The organism is Streptomyces sp. ICC4 (assembly GCF_003287915.1).
Classification (GTDB): domain Bacteria; phylum Actinomycetota; class Actinomycetes; order Streptomycetales; family Streptomycetaceae; genus Streptomyces; species Streptomyces tritrimontium.
Genome location: NZ_CP030286.1, coordinates 4475228 through 4494428 on the forward strand (window position 1 = coordinate 4475228; position 19201 = coordinate 4494428).

The 19201-nt window shown below is 70.9% G+C and carries 18 protein-coding genes; 8 read left to right on the forward strand and 10 right to left on the reverse strand.

The window, feature by feature from the left end; translation table 11 throughout:
• Nucleotides 1–548 precede the first annotated feature (548 nt).
• The gene (locus DRB89_RS20740; protein WP_162688663.1) at nucleotides 549–1859 is read left to right on the forward strand and encodes a terpene synthase family protein; all 1311 of its coding nucleotides are present in this window, start codon (nucleotides 549–551) and stop codon (nucleotides 1857–1859) included.
• A 274-nt stretch (nucleotides 1860–2133) separates the two neighbouring features.
• Here DRB89_RS20740 and DRB89_RS20745 read toward each other — a convergent pair whose 3' ends face one another.
• The gene (locus DRB89_RS20745) at nucleotides 2134–2472 is read right to left on the reverse strand and encodes a hypothetical protein (protein WP_112449884.1); all 339 of its coding nucleotides are present in this window, start codon (nucleotides 2470–2472) and stop codon (nucleotides 2134–2136) included.
• A 512-nt stretch (nucleotides 2473–2984) separates the two neighbouring features.
• Here DRB89_RS20745 and DRB89_RS20750 point away from each other — a divergent pair.
• The 3 genes from DRB89_RS20750 (at nucleotide 2985) to DRB89_RS20760 (ending at nucleotide 6782) form a co-directional block, all read left to right on the forward strand.
• The gene (locus DRB89_RS20750; RefSeq protein WP_162688664.1) at nucleotides 2985–4328 is read left to right on the forward strand and encodes a cytochrome P450; all 1344 of its coding nucleotides are present in this window, start codon (nucleotides 2985–2987) and stop codon (nucleotides 4326–4328) included.
• A gap of 329 nt (nucleotides 4329–4657) precedes the next feature.
• A complete protein-coding gene (locus tag DRB89_RS20755; protein ID WP_162688665.1) occupies nucleotides 4658–5683 on the forward strand; it encodes a polyprenyl synthetase family protein in 1026 nt (341 codons plus the stop codon).
• A gap of 28 nt (nucleotides 5684–5711) precedes the next feature.
• Entirely contained in the window at nucleotides 5712–6782 is a 1071-nt protein-coding gene (locus tag DRB89_RS20760) for a terpene synthase family protein (protein ID WP_112449887.1), read from the forward strand.
• Between the two features lie 331 nt (nucleotides 6783–7113).
• On the opposite strand, the gene DRB89_RS20765 is transcribed toward DRB89_RS20760, so the two are convergent.
• The 5 genes from DRB89_RS20765 to DRB89_RS20780 all read right to left on the reverse strand — a co-directional run bounded on the left by DRB89_RS20765 (nucleotide 7114) and on the right by DRB89_RS20780 (nucleotide 9746).
• On the reverse strand, nucleotides 7114–7386 hold the full coding sequence (locus DRB89_RS20765; protein ID WP_112449888.1) for a hypothetical protein: 273 nt from the start codon (nucleotides 7384–7386) through the stop codon (nucleotides 7114–7116).
• Nucleotides 7387–7416: 30 nt separating this feature from the next.
• A complete protein-coding gene (locus DRB89_RS20770) occupies nucleotides 7417–7578 on the reverse strand; it encodes a hypothetical protein (RefSeq protein WP_162688667.1) in 162 nt (53 codons plus the stop codon).
• A gap of 27 nt (nucleotides 7579–7605) precedes the next feature.
• Nucleotides 7606–7737, reverse strand: coding sequence for a hypothetical protein (locus DRB89_RS46005; protein WP_275431982.1), 132 nt, complete (start codon nucleotides 7735–7737; stop codon nucleotides 7606–7608).
• A 208-nt stretch (nucleotides 7738–7945) separates the two neighbouring features.
• Nucleotides 7946–8365, reverse strand: coding sequence for a hypothetical protein (locus DRB89_RS20775; protein ID WP_112449890.1), 420 nt, complete (start codon nucleotides 8363–8365; stop codon nucleotides 7946–7948).
• A 40-nt stretch (nucleotides 8366–8405) separates the two neighbouring features.
• A complete protein-coding gene (locus DRB89_RS20780) occupies nucleotides 8406–9746 on the reverse strand; it encodes a glycoside hydrolase family 71 protein (RefSeq protein WP_112453609.1) in 1341 nt (446 codons plus the stop codon).
• Nucleotides 9747–10333: 587 nt separating this feature from the next.
• Here DRB89_RS20780 and DRB89_RS43065 point away from each other — a divergent pair.
• Nucleotides 10334–10786, forward strand: coding sequence for a hypothetical protein (locus tag DRB89_RS43065; protein WP_162688668.1), 453 nt, complete (start codon nucleotides 10334–10336; stop codon nucleotides 10784–10786).
• 166 nt (nucleotides 10787–10952) lie between these two features.
• Here the strand turns inward: DRB89_RS43065 and DRB89_RS20790 are convergent, their stop codons facing one another.
• Both DRB89_RS20790 and DRB89_RS20795 read right to left on the reverse strand, forming a co-directional pair.
• A complete protein-coding gene (locus tag DRB89_RS20790; RefSeq protein WP_112448447.1) occupies nucleotides 10953–12197 on the reverse strand; it encodes an alginate lyase family protein in 1245 nt (414 codons plus the stop codon).
• 89 nt (nucleotides 12198–12286) lie between these two features.
• Nucleotides 12287–12538 carry a helix-turn-helix transcriptional regulator gene (locus DRB89_RS20795; RefSeq protein WP_112448448.1) on the reverse strand — a complete coding sequence of 84 codons (252 nt, stop codon included), beginning with the start codon at nucleotides 12536–12538 and terminating at the stop codon, nucleotides 12287–12289.
• A 64-nt stretch (nucleotides 12539–12602) separates the two neighbouring features.
• On the opposite strand from DRB89_RS20795, the gene map reads away from it, so the two are divergent.
• Nucleotides 12603–13370 (forward strand): type I methionyl aminopeptidase, encoded by a 768-nt coding sequence (gene map, locus DRB89_RS20800; RefSeq protein ID WP_112448449.1) that lies wholly within the window; start codon nucleotides 12603–12605, stop codon nucleotides 13368–13370.
• Between the two features lie 79 nt (nucleotides 13371–13449).
• Here the strand turns inward: map and ggt are convergent, their stop codons facing one another.
• Nucleotides 13450–15261: a gamma-glutamyltransferase gene (gene ggt / locus DRB89_RS20805; RefSeq protein WP_112448450.1), complete on the reverse strand. Its 1812-nt coding sequence runs from the start codon at nucleotides 15259–15261 to the stop codon at nucleotides 13450–13452.
• Between the two features lie 304 nt (nucleotides 15262–15565).
• On the opposite strand from ggt, the gene DRB89_RS20810 reads away from it, so the two are divergent.
• Entirely contained in the window at nucleotides 15566–17152 is a 1587-nt protein-coding gene (locus DRB89_RS20810) for a hypothetical protein (RefSeq protein ID WP_239516256.1), read from the forward strand.
• Complete coding sequence (locus DRB89_RS20815) at nucleotides 17149–17874, forward strand: hypothetical protein (protein ID WP_112448452.1); 726 nt, start codon at nucleotides 17149–17151, stop codon at nucleotides 17872–17874. The genes DRB89_RS20810 and DRB89_RS20815 overlap by 4 nt, the downstream gene beginning before the upstream one ends.
• Here the strand turns inward: DRB89_RS20815 and DRB89_RS20820 are convergent.
• Nucleotides 17834–19156, reverse strand: coding sequence for a cytochrome P450 (locus tag DRB89_RS20820; protein ID WP_112448453.1), 1323 nt, complete (start codon nucleotides 19154–19156; stop codon nucleotides 17834–17836). The two genes, DRB89_RS20815 and DRB89_RS20820, sit on opposite strands and share 41 nt — an antisense overlap.
• Between the last annotated feature and the right edge of the window lie 45 nt (nucleotides 19157–19201).

A 19201-nucleotide genomic window follows, 5' to 3' on the forward strand; every position in this document is an offset into this window, starting at 1 on the left:
GTGCGCTGACGCGGGTCTCGTACTCGCGCGGGCCTTGCTCTGTGCCGGGATCGCCGGGGTGCCATGAGTGCCGTCGAGGGGCTGGCAGCGGGCGAGGAGTCGGCGGCGGACTGCGGGTACGGCGGTGACGCGCAGCGTGTAACCCTGGCCGCGTCGTACGGTCACGCCCTGGTGGAGCGCAGCCCGCTCGTGTCCGCGCGTGCTTCTTCCAGGCGGCGTCGGATGCCACCGGGTGTGGTCGCCGGGGCGTATCGGCTCCAGGGTGATCCGGCATCGATGGCGGTGCGGGACGCGCCGCAGACTGGCCGTGCTCACGTTCGAAGAAGTCCCCCTGCGTGATGCGGCGTTCTCTCACCGCTCTCACCGCTTTGGGCTTGGGGTTTTCCGCCGTGCTTGGCGTGGTCGACATACTGGTGGTCCGCGATGGGTAGCTCGGCAGTATGCGTGACCTAGTAAGGAAAAGGTCGGCAGCGGAGGGTGAGACACCCCTGGCCGATGACTCGGAGCGCCGCCTGAGTGCCTCTGGCCGCGACGAGATCCGCGCGTACGTGGACGCGCTGAGGAACTGGCAGGTCGGTGACCGTGAATGGCACCTGCACTCCAGCCACCACGCAAACGGCGAAGAGCTAAGGCACCTGTTGCGCGGCCCCTCGGGACTGGGGATTTCCTCCGCGCGACCCGCCACGCTCAAGCCGGGTACGACGAACCATCCGTATGGCTCGCAGAACGCGGTGGGCACCTCGCGGAACCCTTGGGAGCTTCCGAGTTTCTACATGCCGTACCGGGCCCGCACGAACCCCCACGCCCAGGCTGCGCTGTCGTTCGGCAAGCGATGGGCGCGCCGTATGGGGATGCTGCATCAGGACCGGCACACCCCGGCAGTCGACCCCTGGGACGCCGCCACCTTCGACACCGACGCAGCAGCCGACTTCGTGTCCTTCGCCGGGCACGCGCACCCCGACGCATCCCAGCAGCGCCTCGAACTTCTGACGACCTGGTACACATGGATTGACCACGTCGACGACCACTTCTTGACGACCTTCAAAAAGACCCGGGACGTCAAGGGTGCCCGCCGGTTCGTCCAACGGCTCGCGTGCTGCCTGCTGGCCGACGGGCGTGGGACCACGCCGCGAAATCCTGCGGAGAAGGGGCTGTGCGAGCTGTGGCAGCGCACCGCTTCGGCGCTACCGCTCCATTGGCGCGCATGGTTCGCCGGCCGTGTCCTGGCGATCGGCCACAGCTGGGTGTGGGAGGTCTCCAACCTCGCCGCCGGCCACACCCCGGACCCGGTCGACTACATCGAGATGCGCCGCCTGAGCAGCGGTACCGACCTCGCCCTTGCCCTCGCCCAATCTGCTCACGCACACCATCTGCCGCGTGCCTTCTTCGAGTCACGGCCCCTGCGCGCCCTCGCCGACGCCTTCGCCGACGCCGGATCCCTGCGCAACGACATTTTCCGCGCCTTTGAGAAACTGCACACCGCGGACACCCAGAACAACGGCGTCCACGTCTTCGCCCAGTTCCTCGACTGCGACCTGTCGCAGGCCATCACGTTCGTCAACCGCCTGGTCACCAACCGGATTCAGGAGTTCGAGCGGATCGCGGACGAGGAACTGCCCGCACGCCTGGAGCAGGTTGCCCTGAGCTCTGCGGCCCGGTCGGCCGCCGATGCCTACGTCGAGGAACTCCGGCTGTTCATGGCCGGGGATCTGCAGTGGGAGCGGCAGACCCGCCACTACGATGTCGAGGCACCACGCTCCCCGGCCCCGCGATACGAGCCCCGTCCCACCGGGCTGGGCACCTCCGCAGCATTCCCCTGGCGCCTCACAGGCAACCAGGGCCACCGATCAGTCCTGTAACATCCTGGCGCCCGGCTGCAGGAAGAACGTGGTCCTCTGGACGACCCTGTACATCGACGCCGCCGTCGCCCAGCTCCGTGCCGAGGGCCACGAGATCCCGGGCGAGGACGTGGCCCGGCTGTCCGGTCTAACGCGCGGACCCGGCGCTGGTCACCGGTCGCCGGGGCGGTGTCCCCCAGCGGCGTCGGCGCCCTTGCTGGAGCCCGCGCGTCAGACCGGCGGCAACAGCGGCGAACTCCGCCGCTCCTCTCAACGAGCGGGCAAAGGCCATGCGTCACGTCGCGTCGGGAGGGTACGGAGCATCGCGCACGCCCACGCAGTAGTCACGTCCGTAGCCGTCCCCGGCCATCGACTTCTCACAGAACCCCAGCCGGGTGGGCACCCCCAGCTCGGACCCGCAGTGGTACAGCGCGCCGGTCTCGGCATCACCGGTCAGCAACCCCGAACCGTCGGTAGCTCGGAAGTAGGCGTGGTTGCCGATGAACGGACCGCACCGCAGCGGCCGGGGCCCGTCGCCCTGCAGCGCCTGGGCCGGGCCAGCGGCCCCGCCCAGCAGAGCCCCGGCTGACAGAGCCAGGGCAGCGACCGCAGAACCGAGACGTGCGTACTTCATGGATTCCTCCCACAGCGGGCAACCCCTGCGAAACGGCAAGGCTGCCAGGGACAATGCACTCCCGCCCCACGCGTTACGCCCGCCACCACCCGGACAGCCCCACAACGAATGACCCGCCCCCGTTTCGCAGAAATGGTCGCTTGTGACAGTGGCGTGCGGTCGGACAGTTTCCTGGCGCCGCACGGACCGCATCCGTGACTACGAAGCGCTTCTAAAAGCCGGGCGAATCAACGGCATATCGCACAAAGACACCCGATGGAGTGACGCCCCAGCAAGAGCGCCGCTGCGGCCGCTACCGTGGTTTTGCGCGAGGCGGGAGTCACCACGCATCAGATGTGACCCGGGAGTGCCTTCGCAGCACGATGTGCCTAAACCACTCCCCGCTTTACCCACTCCAGCACCGGCCCGGTGTGCCGTGGGATCCCGCCGTCGACGGTCCGCACGCAGTGGCGGCTGTCGTCGGCGCCCCGGATCGCCCGCTGGACCGCGATCGCCTCTCCGATGGGACGCACATGACCACGGCTCAGGACCCCAGCAGCGTGGCGGACGCGCCCGGCGCGTGGCCCCTGCTCGGGCACCTGTCCGTACTGCGCAGCAGTCCGCTGAAGTTCCTCACCTCCCTCCCAAGCCACGGGGACCTCGTGCGGGTCCGGCTCGGCCCCGTCCGGGCGTACGTGCTGTGCCGCCCGGACCTGGTACACGAGATGCTCCGGGATCCCGCCACCTTCGACAAGGGCGGCCGCCTCTTCGACAAGAGCCGGCAGATCACGGGCAACGGGCTGCTCACCTGCAGGCGGGCGGAGCACCTGCGGCAGCGCCCTCTGGTCCAGCCGGCCTTCACCCGCTCCCAGCTGGCGTCGTACGTCCCGGTGATGCACGACGAAGTCGCCTCGTTGACCGGGTCGTGGGAGGTGGGCCGGCCAATCGACATCTCGACGGAGATGATCAGGCTGTTCGCGCGGATCACGGCACGAACTCTGTTCCACTGCCACCTCGACGACCAGGCCGTCATGGTGTTCCAGCGTGCCTTGACGATCCTCACCGAGGGGGTCTATCGGCGGATCACATCGCTCGGGCTGTGGGAGAAGCTGCCCACCGCCGGCAACCGCCGCTATCGCCAGGCCGAAAGGGATCTCCACAGCGCCATCGACCAGTTCATCGACCGGTTCATCGGCCAAGGCCGGAACGGGGATGCCACAGGAGACCGTCCCGCCGGCATCCTGGGGATGCTGCTGGCCGTCCGCGAAGGCGAGGACAGCCTCACCCGCCAAGAGGTCCACGACCAGACCCTCATCTTCCTGATGGCCGGCATCGAGACCACCGCGGCCACCTTGTCCTGGACCCTGCACCTCCTCGGCCGCCACCCCCAAGCTCAGGAACGGATGCACACCGAGATCACCACGGTGCTCGGCCCCCGCCTGCCCACCCTCAACGACATCCCCCGCCTTGACTACACCCGACGCGTCCTCACCGAATCACTGCGCCTGTACCCGCCGGCCTGGATCCTCACCCGCACCGCCACCACCGACACGCATCTCGGTGGCCACCCCATCCCGGCGGGCACCACCCTGCTCTTCAGCCCCTACCTGATCCACCACGACGCCCGCTTCTTCCCCGACCCGGACCACTTCATCCCTGACCGCTGCCCAGGCGAACACCCAAGTGCCCTGATCCCCTTCGGTGGCGGACCCCGCAAATGCATCGGCGACGTCTACGGCATCACCGAAGCCCTCATCGCCCTCGCCGGAATCAGCACCCGCTGGCGCCTCACCGCGACCCCGGGACCACCGCCCCGCCTCCTCGCGAGAGGCACCCTCACCCCGCACCGACTCATCATGACCGCCCAACCGCGATGAACCAGGTAACCCGCGGCCCTACCCGCACCCGCTCGTTCCGGCCGTTGGCCGAAGCCGAATGCGGAGGCGTCGGGAGCCTCGAGGGACTGCGGGGCTAGCGCGCCTGCCGCCGCGCGACCATCTCACGCGTCCTGCCCACTGTCCCTCGCCGGGGTGGTTTGGCCGCGGTTTTCCTGCCGCGTCAGCGGCCGTGTGGCTTTCTGGTGCCGAGACGCCGAACACAGACCGCCTCCGCCTCGCCATTCCCGCCAGCTTCGAGACAGACGGTGCCCGTGTCCGACCCCCTTGCTACCGCAGCTTCACCGGACCCTGAGAGCGTACGCGAGACCGTGGACGCCCTTTTGAACCGGTTCTTCGACGATCAGGACCGATTAGCTGCCGCGACGGCGATGCCGGAACTGGGCCTGTTCACCAGCCTGCTGCGCGAACAGCTCGCCGCAGGCGGAAAACGGCTGCGCCCAGCCATGTGCGTCGCCGGCTGGCAAGCCGTCAGCACGGAGCGTGCGCCGTCGCTGGTGTGGCGGATGGCCGCGTCCCTCGAGCTCTTCCACACCTTCGCGCTGGTTCACGACGACATCATGGACCGCTCAGTCTTACGGCGCGGCCGTCCCACGGCCCACCGAACCCTGGCCGCCCTGCACGCCGGCCGCCCCGATGCGGAGAGCCTGGGTGTGAGCACCGCGATCCTGCTCGGCGACCTGGCCCTGGGCTGGTCCTACGAACTTCTCCAAAGCCCCGGCCTCCCCAGCGGCCAGCTCGCCGCCGTCTGGCCGGTGCTGAACGCGCTGCGCACCGAGACCCTTGTCGGCCAGTACCTGGATCTGGTCGCGACCGGCCGGCACAGCGACGACGCCGCCGCGGCCCGGCGGGCCATCCTCTACAAGACCGCGAAGTACACCGTCGAACGGCCCCTCCAGCTCGGCGCCCTCCTCGCCGGAGCCACCCCGGGCCAGCTCCGGACCCTGTCCGCCTACGCGCTTCCGCTCGGTGAGGCATTCCAGCTCCGCGACGACCTTCTTGGAGCGTTCGGCAGCACCGCCCGCACCGGCAAGCCGGCCCTGGACGACCTGCGTGAGGGCAAGCACACCGTCCTTACAGCGACCGCCCTCCAACTGGCCGACAGCGCCCAACTCGCCGTCCTCCAACAGCACCTCGGCAACCCGCACCTCGACGAGGACGGCGCGGACCAGATCCGCACCGTCCTGACCGACACAGGCGCTGTCGCCACCGTTGAGCAGATGATCACCGACCAGCATGCCCGGGCGGCCCGCGCACTGGACGACGCCGGCTTCCACCCCGCCGCCATGGCAGTACTGCTCGGCCTCGCAGCCGCAGCGAGCACCCGTGCAACCTGAGCCGAGGGAATCGACACACGTGACACACATGGCCCACCAGAGCTCGCAGAACACGGCCAGCGCCGTGCTGCCACCCGTCTACTGCCCCATCGAGCGGGCCTTCCACCCCAAGGCGGCATCGGTCCAGAACCGCGCGTTCGACTGGATCGAGCGTCACCGACTGTTCGGCGACGCGGGTATCCCCCGCGAGAGCGCGCTGGCAACCGACAGTGCCCGCGTCACCGGCAGCATGATGCCCGGCGCCCCCGAAGACCTGCTCCTGCTGTACGCCACCTACGTCTACTGGGGCTTTTCGGTCGACGACCTCTTCGACACCGGTACGACCGAGGAGCGCACACACCACTACCGCACGCTTGCTCCGCGCCTGATGAGGGCCGTCGAATCGCCCGCCGCCCAAGCCGACGACGATGGGCCGCACGTCGCCCTGCTCCTGGACATGCGCCGCTATCTCGAGCGGTGCGCCACCCCGGCCCAGGTCCGCCTGTGGGTCGACACGATCCACGCATGGCTGCTCGGGGTCGCGCTGGAACTGGACAGCACGCGGGACCAGAGCCTGCCGGGCGTCAACGACTACCTGTTCGTCCGGATGTACGTCGGCGCCGCACGCGCGGTGACGGTCACCCTGGAGATCTGCGGCGGAGGAGAGGAGATCCCCGCGCAGGAACGCGAGAGCACAGCCGTCACCGCACTGACCCAAGCCGCCGGCGTGCTGATGAACCTCTACCAAGACCTGTTCTCCCACCACAAGGAGGGCCCCACCGATCACAACATCATCAACGTGCTCACCCACGCCACGGGAAGCAGTCAGCAGCAGGCCCGCGTCCAGGCCGTGGAACTGTGCGACCGCATCATGGTTCTCTTCCTGCGCCTGCGCGAACAGACCGCGCCCCGCGTCAGTGCCCCGACCCGCACCTACCTGGACAACCTCGGGCACGCCTTGAGCGGAGTCCTCGACTGGTGTCACACCACCGCCCGCTACAAGACCGGCACCACCACTGCGCCCGTCCGCGCCGAGCAGCCGTCCGCCCCCGGCCTCGCCCCGCCCCCTTACCCGAACATCGCCTGGTGGTGGGACCAGCTCGACCAGTGCCACACCTGACACACCCACCCTGATGGCCTGTCACGCCTCCCACGCAACCGATCACCGGCTGCCGGGGCCCCAGGCCGTCTCAGCGTGCGATAGACCGTGGGCTCCCATCGGCCGGTGCTCGCCGTAACACGGCTATGAACAGTGGTCTCGTGGTTCGCCGAGCCGCACGATGACAGGCGGATCATGACGGTTCTTCAGGAATGCCGAGGAACCGTCATGATCCGTTCGCGCCGCCTATGTCGATGGGGCCGCCTCCTGGCACAACACGGTCGATCCGAGGGGCGGACGCTCAGCTGAACCCACGGGATATCACACACAGGGGGCGACGGGATTCCGCTGATCATGTGCCTAATGTGGCTGAGGACGTGACGACGTTCTGACCTGCACTGCTACTTGACAGGTGTAGATAACCGGCCGCCGCCGGAGGGCGTACGGTCTGCCGGTGCGTCGGGGTCCCGCCCAGTTCCGCGAGGCAGCCGTCCAGCTCGTCCATGGCGGGCGGGTCCAGGAGCGACGGGTCCACCGTGACGCGGAGTTGATGGGGCACTCGGGAGTCGAGGAGCAGGCGCAGGCTGCGCTCCGCCGAGGCGGCCGCGTGGTCGATGCCGGTCACCCGCCCGGCGACGAACGCTGGCGGGTACTCCTACACGGCACGCTCGGCCTTCACGGCCTTGTCGATGGCGGTCCACTTGGCCGGGACACCGAGCGCCACCGAGAGGTCGCTGGGCTCGCACAGCCCTCCTGCCCCAGGGCTCAGCAGACCGCCGACCTTCTTGGCGCGCACCTGGCAGTCGCTGTCCAACATCTTCGCGAACGTGGAATCGGCCGGCATCTACAGCCAGCGCTGGAGGCGTTCGAGGGCGGTGCCCGTCGTCGCGTCCACCGCCGTCGAGATCCGCGCCCTGATGTCCTTGACCGTCGGTGTGGTCTTGTCGCCGGCTTGAACATACGCCTGCTCGATCACGAAACATCCCCCGCGTTCGGCTCCCCTTGGCTCCACTATGACGCGCGGAGCGTGCCCGCGGTAGAGCGGAGAGTGAAGATCCCGGGCCGGGTAACGCGCCGCCGCGTCGGTGCTGTTGGGGGTTCCCTGCCAGGTCGCGTGGCGAAAGTGGATCTTGAGCGATGAACGATCTCTGCTCATGGAGCGGGGAGATCTCACGCGCGCGTCGCTACAGCTCGTAGTCCTGGGCCAGTTCCTCCCAGTCAATGCTGCGAAGGGCAAGATCGGCGTCCTCGCCCGCCGGTACCTCCGGTGCCGGCTGGAACCAGGCGACGACGAGGGCGGAACCGTCCGTGGACGGGTCGAGCGGCGCGGAGTCGAAGACACCGACGCAAGCCACGGAAGGCAGCACCTCCACAGGACCGAAGGCACGGGCGGTCTCGTCCGGGTACTCGCGGGAGGGCGGAACGAGATGGACCGGCGTGGAGGGAAACGCGCGTTCGGCCTGCCGCTGGAGCCAACTGACCTTCAGGTCGTTGATGCGCTTGCACGGGTAGCCCTCCAGCATCCCCCCGTAGGTCGAAGACATCCGTAGCTCGGTGAGCCGGATCGAACGACCGGACAAGAGGACCATGTGACCCAGTGGCATGCCGACACCCTATGCACACGATGCACTTCCGACACGCGGCCTACTCCCGGCCGCTGGTGGCGGCGTAGTACTGGAGGTCCTGGACCTCGACCTTGCGGTCCGCGGGGTAGAGCAGCCGTACGCCCGCCCCGGCCTTCCCGTCGCGCACGACGGTCGCCGAGCTGGTCCCCGGGGTCAGCGGCAGCAGCTCGGAGTGGACCCCGGCCGGGGCCTCGTACGTACCCTTGGCCGACCCCACGGTCCGCAGGACGCTCGCGGGCCGCGTCAGGAAGCTGAGCACCTCCACCGTGTCCCGGGAGGCCGCGCTGCCCTTGCGCAGCGACATCACCAGGGACTGGTCGCCGGTCGGGTCGGCGGCGGCGAACTGGGTGCGCGAGGTCAGGTACAGCGTGTCCCGGACGATCTTCGGCCAGCTGCCCGTCTTGAACTTGGCGAGGTAGTACGAGGACAGGTCGAGGTAGGCGTGGCCGTTGTGCTGGGAGGGCGCGAACTGGGTGCCCTCGCTGTAGTCGTTCCAGGTCGTGAGCTGGACCCAGTCGGCGCCGTCCTCGATGGCCCGGTTCCACGTGGTGCGCAGGGTGGCGGTGTTGCCGGCCTCGTCGTAGATGCCCTGGTTGGGGCGGGCGTCCTGGACGGACACGGGCTGCATCCAGATCTTGCCCATGCCGTGCGCCTTGCGGACATCGGCCGCGGCACCGTCCTGGCCGACGTAGCTGCGGCTGCCCCACTCGGAGAACCCGTGGCTGATCGGCGCGAACCGCTCGCCGTTCGCGCCGTAGTCGAGGAAGAGCGGGACGAGGGCGGTGCGGACGCCGTGCCGGGACTCCAGGACGTCCATGACCTGGCTCCACCAGGCGGGGCTCTTCGCCTCGGCCTTGAACGGCGAGACGACCAGGCGTCCGTCGGGGAGCCGGTGCGCGGCCGGGGCGGCGGCAAGGTCGGCGAGGGCGTCGGCGAGCACGGCCGGGTCGTCGGTCTTCAAGGAGGTCATGTCCGGCATCAGCATGACCTTGAAGGCCGGGTCCACCGAACGGGCCGCCGCCATCAGGAGCTTGGATCGCTCCCAGTTCTTCCCCGAGAGGGAGAGCAGGTCGAGGGTGAATCCGTCGATGCCGGCGGCGCGGGCGGTGCGCACCTCCTGCTGGAGGTTGGCGAGCTCCCAGTCGCCGCTCTTGGGCAGGACGGGCAGGGGCCGGTCGCGCAGCAGGCCGCCGTAGCGCTGGTGCTTGCCGCTCTCGCCGTCCGGGTCCAGGTAGTTGCGGGTGTAGTAGTCGGAGTCGGCGCTCGCGTTGTCGAGGGAGAGCGGGTACGGCGTGAAGTAGTGGGCGAAGACCAGCTTCTTGGCCGCCGCGCCGGAGCGCAGGGCCGCGGGCTGCGGCATGTCGAAGGGCAGGACTCCGGTGGGGCGCGTCCCGTCGTCCGCACCGGGCTTGGCGGCGTCCTCGCCCTTCCCCGTGGCCTCCGGGCCCGGGGCCGTCCGTCCGGCCGGCGACCGTCTTCGGGTCCCAGGCGAGGCCGGTCGCGGCGCAGACGCCGACGAGGAGGAAGGCGGACAGGAAGAGGGCCCAGAAGGGTCTGCGGCTCCGGAAGCCCGAACGGCGGCGGTGCGACACGGGTCCCCTCCCCCGCCCGGCCGGCCGCTGGTCCGCGTCCATCGTGGTGCCCCTCCCCGAAACCTGCCCGCACTTCGGGCCGCACCGCAGTACATCCGATTCCCGCTCCCCGGACAACTGTTCTCCGGGGAGGGGGCTCCGGTGAGCGGACGTCGCGCCACTGCCTCTTCTCGGAGCGAATGGACATGAGCATGTCGCGTGTACAACTGCTGCGATCATCGGGCGGCGCGGGCCTTTCACCGGAATGGGGCATTCCCCTGGCCTTACGGCGAAACTGGCGCATAATCAACTTCATGCGGCTCGAAACAACCCTCTTGCCGCGAATGGTCACGCATGCATGGGGGGCATCGTGCCGATGGGGAAATCCGCCGGCGCCGGTACGTTTCCGGCGACGTCCGTGGAGCTGTCCCGCCTGCTCACCGCCGTACGGCGGGGCCGGGTGCTCACCGTCACCGGAAGGTTCCGGGAGCCCCGGAGCGTGCTGGTGCGGGAGATCGGGGAACGGCTCGCGTCCAACTTCTTCGACGGGGTGGCCGTGGTCACCATGGAGCACCGCTTCGGGGTCCGCGATCTGACGGCCGCCCTGGGCTGCGTACCGGGCATGCCCTTCCTGCCGTGCGGGACGTCGAACGCGGCCTCGTGGCTGGCCGAGCGCGACATGCTGCTCGTCCTCGACGGCTCCGACCACCTCGCGGCCGAGACGCTCGCCTGGCTGCGCGACCTGCTGGCCGTGGCCCCCGGTCTGCGCATCCTGGCCGCCGGGCGCCACCCGCTGGCCTTCGCCCGGGAACGCGTGCACCGGCTCTGACGGACCGTACGCCGACCCCGGCGCGGGTCGGCGTACGGTCCGTCAGGGACGGCGGCGACGGGGGGCCCGGAGGCAGCTGCTCCTGGGTCACCGTGGTGCTCATCGGGGCCTTCGTGCTCCTGGCCGTGCTGGTGCACTCCTTCCTCGGATTCCTGGGCGGGCTGTTCTAGCCGGCCGCGCCGGGCACGGCGACCGGGGCGACCGGGGCGGTCTCCCCGTGGCTGAGGGTCTCCCACGCCACGAACAGGTCGTCCGTCCCCGCCGGCCGCGTCTTCTCGACCAGCTCGCGGGTGTGCGGCAGCCTCGCGCCCGCCCGCACCTCGTAGTGCTGGAGCGCCACTTCCAGGTCGGGGCCCATGGTGCGCTCCACCTCGCCCCCGCACAGCCAGTCGGGGGCCTCCTCCCCCAGCTGGTACCTCGCGTGGAACTCCAGCGCCGCCTTGAGCCGCTCGCCCTGTTCCCCGTACAGGTCGACGCCCTGGTGCCAGGCCGTCTCCGCGATGTGTCCGGACGCGGCGAGCGAGTAGCCGACGTGCATGAGGTTGCGGCAGGTCTCCTGGGCGACGCCGTCGACGTAGGTGCCCTGGCCGAACCAGTACGCCTTGACCTTGTCCGCCGAGTCGATGCCCGTGCGCGGCGGGCCCGCCGGATGCGGGCCGTCCTTCTCCAGGTAGAAGTACGCCGGGACGCGCTCGCGGAACCGTTCCAGGGACTCCCGGAAGACCGCCTGGTCCTCCAGGAAGACGGCGATGCCCATGGCGGCGTCGGTCATGGCCAGTTCCCAGTTGCCGTTGTACGTCGGCACCTGCGCGCGGACGGCCGGGAGGTAGGCCGTGCGCAGCATCTCCTTGAACCGGGCGACCTGCCGCTCGCCCCAGTTCGGGTAGTCGGCGCGCACGATCTCGGCGGCCCGCGCCCAGGTGGAGCCGGACCAGGCGGCCTGGAGTCCGGCGTTGTCCTCGGCGTGACGCTTCATCACGTCCGACCAGGCGTCCATGATCTGCACGGCCTTGCGGGCGTGGGCGGTCTTGCCGTTGACCGACCACAGCAGGGCGTGCGTGTAGGCGGCGATCGCGTCCTGCCGTTCGTCGAGGCAGGACTGCGGGCCCGAGTTGAAGGGGCAGGGCACCACGTCGGCCGGGTGCGGCGTGTAGTCGAGGGAGGCGTAGCGGCTCGTCAGGAGCGTCCGGTACGCCGAGGCCCACGGCTCCTTGCCGGCCGCGACCATCTGCTTCGCGTGCTGGAGCTGGGTGTGGCTGACGACGACGCCCGGGTGGCGGAAGACCACGTCGCCCGGGGCATGGGACTGCGCCCGGCCCTCGGGCGCGGCGCAGGCCGCGAGCAGCAGGCCGCCCGCGAGGAGGGCGCCGACGATTCCGAGACCGAGTCGCTTGGATGCGGATGCGTTCATGTCTGACACGCCTTCACGCTTGCCCCGTGCTCGGCGCCTCCCACCGCCCCTTGCGCCGTTCGGCGCGCCCTACCGCCCTAACGGCACCCTCATACGGGCACGAGGGCGCAGCGTCGCATCACGTCGTCCAGGGAGAGCCCGAGGGCCCCGGCGAGGGCGGCCACGGTGAAGAAGGCCGGCGTCGGGGCCCGGCCGGTCTCGATCTTGCGGAGCGTCTCGGCGGAGAGACCGGCGCTGGCCGCGACCTCGACCATGCTCCGGCCGCTGCGGGCCGTGCGCAACAGGGCGCCCAGGCGCTCGCCGCGCTCGCGCTCTTCGGGGGTGAGGGGGGTGCGGACCATGGCCCCATCCTACCCCGGAGACCCATACTTATACCGTTACAGTTATACCGGTATAGTTATTGGCATGGTGGAACTGAAATCAGACCGATCGATCGACGAGATGCGCGCCGCCGGCCGCGTCGTCGCGCACGCCCTCGCGGCCGTCCGGGACCGGGCGGCCGTCGGAGTGTCCCTGCTGGAGCTGGACCGCGTCGCCCGCGAGGTCCTCCGGGAAGCCGGCGCGACCTCCCCCTTCCTCGGCTACCGGCCCTCTTTCGCGCCGGTGCCCTTCCCCGCCGTCGTCTGCGCCTCCGTCAACGACGCGATCGTGCACGGCATCCCGGACGGGTACCGGCTGCGCGACGGCGACCTGGTCAGCATCGACTGCGGCGCGAAGCTGGGCGGCTGGGTCGGCGACGCGGCCGTCAGCTTCACCGTCGGCCGGGCCCGCCCCGCCGACCTGCGGCTCATCGAGACCGCCGAGGCCGCCCTGGCCGCGGGCATCGCCGCCGCGCTGCCCGGCAACCGCGTCGGCGACATCGCGCACGCCATCGGCACCGTCTGCCGCTCCGCCGGGTACGGCATCCCGGACGGCTTCGGCGGCCACGGCGTCGGCCGCTCCATGCACGAGGAGCCCGGCGTGCCCAACGAGGGCCCGGCGGGGCGCGGCACGAAGCTGCGCCCCGGCACGGTGATCGCGATCGAGCCGATGCTGATCGCGGGCGGCGGGGACGACTACGCCTGCGACGCGGACGGCTGGACCCTGCGGACCGTCGACGGCAGCCGCGCCGCGCACGCCGAGCACACGGTCGCGATCACCGCAGACGGCCCGAGGATCCTCACCGCCCTCTAGTGCTGTGACCGGAAAGGTTCACCGGGTCGCGGCGCTAGACGCTCCTGGGCACGGCCCGCGCCGTGCCCAGGAGCGTTTACTACGGCTTCCCGTGCGGGTGCACCACCATCGCCGAGCCCCCGCCCCGGCGGGTGGTCTCGGCGGCGGCCAGCCACCGCCCGTCGGGCAGCCGCTGGACCCCGGTGGCCGCGCCGATCTCCGGGTTCTGCCGGAAGCCCTGGCCGAGGGCCTCCAACTCGGCGCGGACCGGGCTGTTCCACAGGCCCGGCTCCAGCTCCGTGGTGGTCTGGTTGCGCTGGCTGGCGCGCGGCGCGGCGATGGCGTCGACGAGCGGCAGCCCCCGGTCCAGGTGCCCGGTCAGGGTCTGCAGGACCGTGGTGATGATGGTGGCGCCGCCCGGGGAGCCCACCGCGAGGACGGGACGCCCGTCCTCCAGCACGATGGTCGGGGACATCGAGGAGCGCGGCCGCTTGCCGGGACCGGGCAGGTTCGGGTCGGGGACGCCGGGGGCGGCCGGCGCGAAGGAGAAGTCGGTCAGCTCGTTGTTGAGCAGGAAGCCCCGGCCCGGCACCGTGATGGCGCTGCCGCCCGTCGACTCGATGGTCAGGGTGTAGGAGACCACGTTGCCCCAGCGGTCGGCGACGGTCAGGTGCGTGGTGTTCTCCCCCTCGTACGTGGTCGGGGCGGCCTGCCCGCCGGCGCCGCAGGCGACCGGGTGGCGCGGGTCGCCCGGGGCGAGCGGGCTGGTCAGCGCCTTGCCCGGGTCGATGAGGCAGCCGCGCGAGTCGGCGTACCGCTGCGAGAGCAGCTCCCGGGTGGGCACGTCCTCGGCGGCCGGGTCGCCGACCCAGCGGCCGCGGTCGGCGAAGGAGATCCGGGAGGCCTCGATGAAGCGGTGCAGGTACTGCGACTCTTCGAGCGAGCCGAGGTCGGAGCGCTCCAGGATGTTCAGCGCCTCGCCGACGGTGGTGCCGCCGGAGGAGGACGGGGCCATGCTGTAGACGTCCAGACCCCGGTAGCCGACCCGGGTCGGCTCCTGCCGCTTCGTCGCGTACGCGCGCAGGTCGCCGACGGTCAGGTCGCCGGAGCGGACCACGCGGGTGGCGGCCGGGTCGACGGGGGGCTTGCGGACGGCGCGGACGATGTCCTCGGCGATCGGCCCCCGGTAGAGCGCGCCCGCGCCCTTGCGGCCCAGCTCGGCGTAAGTGGCCGCCAGATCGGGGTTCTTGAAGGTGGATCCGACCACCGGGAGGGCGCCGCCGGGCAGGAAGAGCCTCCTGGTGTCGGGGAAGTCCTTGAAGCGGTCCTGGTTGAGCTCGGTCTGCGCGCGGAAGGTGGCGTCGACGGAGAAGCCGTCCCGGGCCAGTTTCTCGGCGGGCTTGAGCAGTTGGCCGAGCGGGCGGGTGCCCCAGGCGCCCAGCGCGCTCTGCCAGGTCGCCGGGGTGCCCGGGACTCCGACGCCGCGGCCGCTGGTCTGGCCCTCGGCGAAGGGGATCGGGACGCCGTTCTCCTGGAAGAGCGTGGCGGTGGCGCTCGCCGGGGCGGTCTCCCGGCCGTCGATGGTCCGCACGCGGCCGGAGCGGGCGTCGTAGTACACGAAGTAGCCGCCCCCGCCGATGCCCGCGGAGTACGGCTCGGTGACCCCGAGCGCGGCGGCCGTCGCGACGGCGGCGTCCACGGCGTTGCCGCCGGAACGCAGGACGGCGATGCCGGCCGCGCTCGCGTCCGCGTCGACACTGGCCACGGCCCCGCCCCAGCCGGCGGCGACCGGAACCTTGGCCGGTGTCCCGGAGCCGCCCGCCGCGGACGGCGGCGCGGCCGCTCCGGTGGAGACGAGCGCACCGGCGAGTGCGAGGAGCGCTAACTGACGTGCTGCGGCGGGACGACGCATCCGTACCTCCAGTAGACGGCCTGTCAGACCCCCCTGACCCGGGCCTGAGTCCGGCACTTTAACTTCACCCCGCCCCCCGCGTCAGGACGGCCCGGTGCGGGGCTTGAGTCGTTTGTTGGTCGTGGTTGGCCATCGGGCGGCTCGTTTGGATGAATGTGTAGTGATGCGGGCATGCGGTCTTGGTGGGGGTCGGCGAGAGCGCGTACTGCGTACGCTGGCCGTCCCGTTCACGGTGCCGGCGCCAGCGGGTGCGCGCATCAGGGATCGACTACGCCTGTCCACCCGTGATGCCGAGGTCTTGCGGATGGTCGGCAGGCACCTGGGCCGGTATGCCCGTGCCGATCTGGCTGAGCGGGTCCGCATCGGCAGGGTGCCGGTGAAGGAGAACAGGCGGACGGATCGCAAACGTGCACTGACGACGGTGTCGTCGTCCCGGTGGGCGGGGGCGATCACCCGCACATCCGAGGACCAGTACCAACTCAGTGTGCGATGCCTGTTTAATGAGCGGACCTCGCTGCGTCGGTCCATCTCGGAGATCGCTAAGCGTTTGGACGTTCCGTGCGGTCAGCGTGTGCATGGCGTCCGGGGGTACCCGTACCGGGCTGAACGGGCGCAGAAGCAGGCCCGGTTGCAAGTCCTCATCGCACGCCTGGCGGAGGTGGAGCGGCGTATCGAGGCCGGACATCCAACGGTTGTGATGGGTGGCCGCCAACTGGCGAAAGTGCGGCACAATCTCGCCGCCGCCGGCCTCGCCGAGGCTGAGTGGCGGGAGCGGTGGGACGCGCAGCGCATGTTCCTGACCGCTGACGGGGAGTCGGGGGCACCGTACGGGAATTACACGATCACCGTCGATCCGGGCGATGGCACGCTCACGATCGTCCTACCCGAACCGCTCAGACACCTCGCCAACGCCCCCCGGGGCCGCTACCGGCTCGCCTGCACCGTCACGTTCCACCACCGCCAAGGCGAATGGCTGGACCGGGTCACAGCCAACCGCGCGGTGCGCTACGACATCGTGTGCGACCCCGAACGCGGCCGCTGGTATCTCGACGCCTCCTGGTCCACCCCGGCAACGCCCTTCCCGACCCCTGCAGAGCTGGCCGCAACCGGCACCCGGCTGCTGGCCGTGGACCTCAACGCCGGGCACCTCGCCGCCTGCGTCATCGACGCCCACGGCAACCCCGTCGGCCAGCCGATCACCATACCTACCGACCTGACCGGGCCCACATCCCAACGTGACGGACGCCTCCGGCAAGCCATCAGCGAACTCATCCACCTCGCGGAACTCCATGGCTGCACCGGTCTGGCCATCGAAAACCTCGGCTTCACCGATGCCCGCGCCACCGGCCGCGAGACGATGGGCCGGGGCACACGCGGCAGGACGTTCCGCCGCACCGTCGCCGGACTACCCACCGCGAAGTTCCGCGACCGGCTGTCCGGCATGGCCCACCACGCCGGCCTCATCGTCGTCGCGGTCGACCCCGCCTACACCAGCCGTTGGGGCGCCCAACACTGGAAGGCTCCGTTCCAACAGCAATCGAAGACCACCACCACCACCGGCCACCATGCGGCGGCGGTGGCGATCGGCAGGCGTGCCCTCGGACACGGAACTCGGCGTCGGCCAGGTGTGACCGCACACGACCAGAGGATCGTCGCGCGGAGAGCTACCGGCCAGACCGTCACCGCACCGAGGGCACGCGGGACCGCGAGCCCGCCAAGGACCACAGGCACACCCCACCAGGGGCCCAAGACCTGCCGGGCCCGAAGCGACCAGCTCGCGCTATTCCCCGTCTCCCAAAACCGTTCGGGGAGACAACCGGCCAGCCCGGTTCACAGCGATCTGGCCGGTATCGGCCAACCTCGCCAGGAACGGTTAACATCCGCGCCATGAACGACGACGTGCGCAACATCGTGCTGGGGGTGGCGGCCACCGCCATCAGCGGCGGCTTCGGCTGGTTCGCCCGGACCTACTTGTGGCGCCGCGCGCTGCGCCGCAAACAGGCCTTCTTCGGGCTGCCGGCCGGCTCCGACTGCCTGTTCGTGGCCAACCGCCAGATGGGCGGCACCGATTCCTCGCTGCACCGCAACGACGCCTTCGCCCTGCTGGAGATATCCGCCCTGATCAAGGACTGCGGGGCGAACGTGCAGATCGTCACGCACGACCAGGCCCGCCAGGGCTTCGGGGAACGGGCCGAGTTCTGTGTGGGCGGGCCGTCCTCCAACGCCCGGACGACGGCGCACCTGGGTTCCATGCTCCCCGGGGTGCGGATTATCGTCTCCAGCGAGCCCGTGCCGGACCGCGGGGCGATCACCGTCGGCGGGGAATCGTACCGCTGGGTCAAGGGCCTCGTCGAGCACGTGCTGCTGGCGCGGCTGACGACCGGGCAGGGGTCCCGGCCGGTCTTCCTGCTGTGCGGGCAGACCGCCATCAGCAATCAGGCCGCCGCCCGCTATCTGGCCAAACACCACCGGCAGCTGGCCGACGACTACGGCGACGAGTCCTTCTGCATCCTGCTCAAGGTGGTCAACTCCGATGCCTACGGCCCCGATGTGACGGAGCTGGTCGCCGACGTCACCGGCCCGGCCCGGACACCCGCAGCGGCAGCCGTGTGATCCCGTTGATGAAGTTGGAGACCAGCCGGCGCGGGTCGCCCGCCAGTTCCGGCGCCGGCATGAGCGCACGCCACTCCTCGTGGAGGACCCGCAGCTGAAGCCGGGCGAAGTGGGCACCGAGGCAGACGTGCGGGCCGTCCCCGAAGGAGACGTGGGGATTGGGATCGCGGCCGAGGTCGAGGCGGCCCGGAGCGGTGAAGACGCGCTCGTCGTGGTTGGCGGAGGCGTGGAAGACGACCACCTTGTCCCCGGCCCGCACCGGCTGTCCCGCGAGTTCGGTGTCGACGGCGGCGGTGCGGCGAAAGCTCAGCACCGGCGGGTGGACGCGCAGGAGTTCCTCGACGGCCAGCTCCACGGGGACCCGACCGGCCGCCAGTTCGGCGTACGCGCCGGGGGCGCGGGCCAGGGCGAGCAGGCCTCCCGGGGCCGCGGAGCGCACGGTGTCGTTGCCCGCGACGGTGAGCAGGAAGAAGAACATCTCCAGCTCCGCCTCCGCCAGGCCGGCGAGCGCGAGGGCGGTCATCACGTCGTCCCCGGGGTGCGCGCGCTTGTGGGCGGCCAGTTCGCGGGCGTACGCGAACATCTCCCCCAGCAGCGCCGGGGAGCGCGGGTTCAGCGGCTTCCCGTCCGGGCCGAGCCGCGGGGCCGGGGCGTCCTCTGCGCCCTCGGCGTCCTGATATCCGATGATCCGTACCGTCCACTCCAGCAGCAGCCCCCGGTCGGCGGCCGGGACGCCCAGCAGGTCGGTGAGGTTCAGCAGCGCGTACTCGTCGGTGACGGTGCGCACCAGGTCGGCGGAGCCGCCCTCGGCGCCGTCCCGGGCGGCGCGCAGCAGCGTACGGGCGCGGTCGCGGACCCGGGCGGCGAAGGCGTCGACGCGGGCCGGGGTGAAGGCGCGGGCGACGGTCCGGCGCAGCCTGCCGTGCTCGGGGGGATCCTGGTTGAGCATGGTGCGCCGCAGGAAGGGCAGGTCGGCCGGGTCGGGGTCGCGGATCTGGGTGGCGCCCAGGCGGGAGGAGTACGTGCGGTGGTCGCGCAGGACCCGGACCACGTCGGTGTGCCGGGTGACGGCCCAGAAGCCCGGGCCGGCGGGCCAGCCGAGGATCTCCGGCTCGTCCTGCCAGGAGACGGGGCGGTGGTCGCGCAGCAGGCGGTAGCGCTCGTGCGGGACGCCCTCGGCGTAGAGGCGCGGGTCGAAGACGTCGGGGGCGTCCGCGGCCCGCTCCCGGGCGGCGGCGGGGCTCGGGCGGCCTGGGCGGCCTGGGCGGCCTGGAAGATCCATGCGCCACACGGTGGCGGGGCGGGGGCCCGGCCCGCAAGGGGGCCG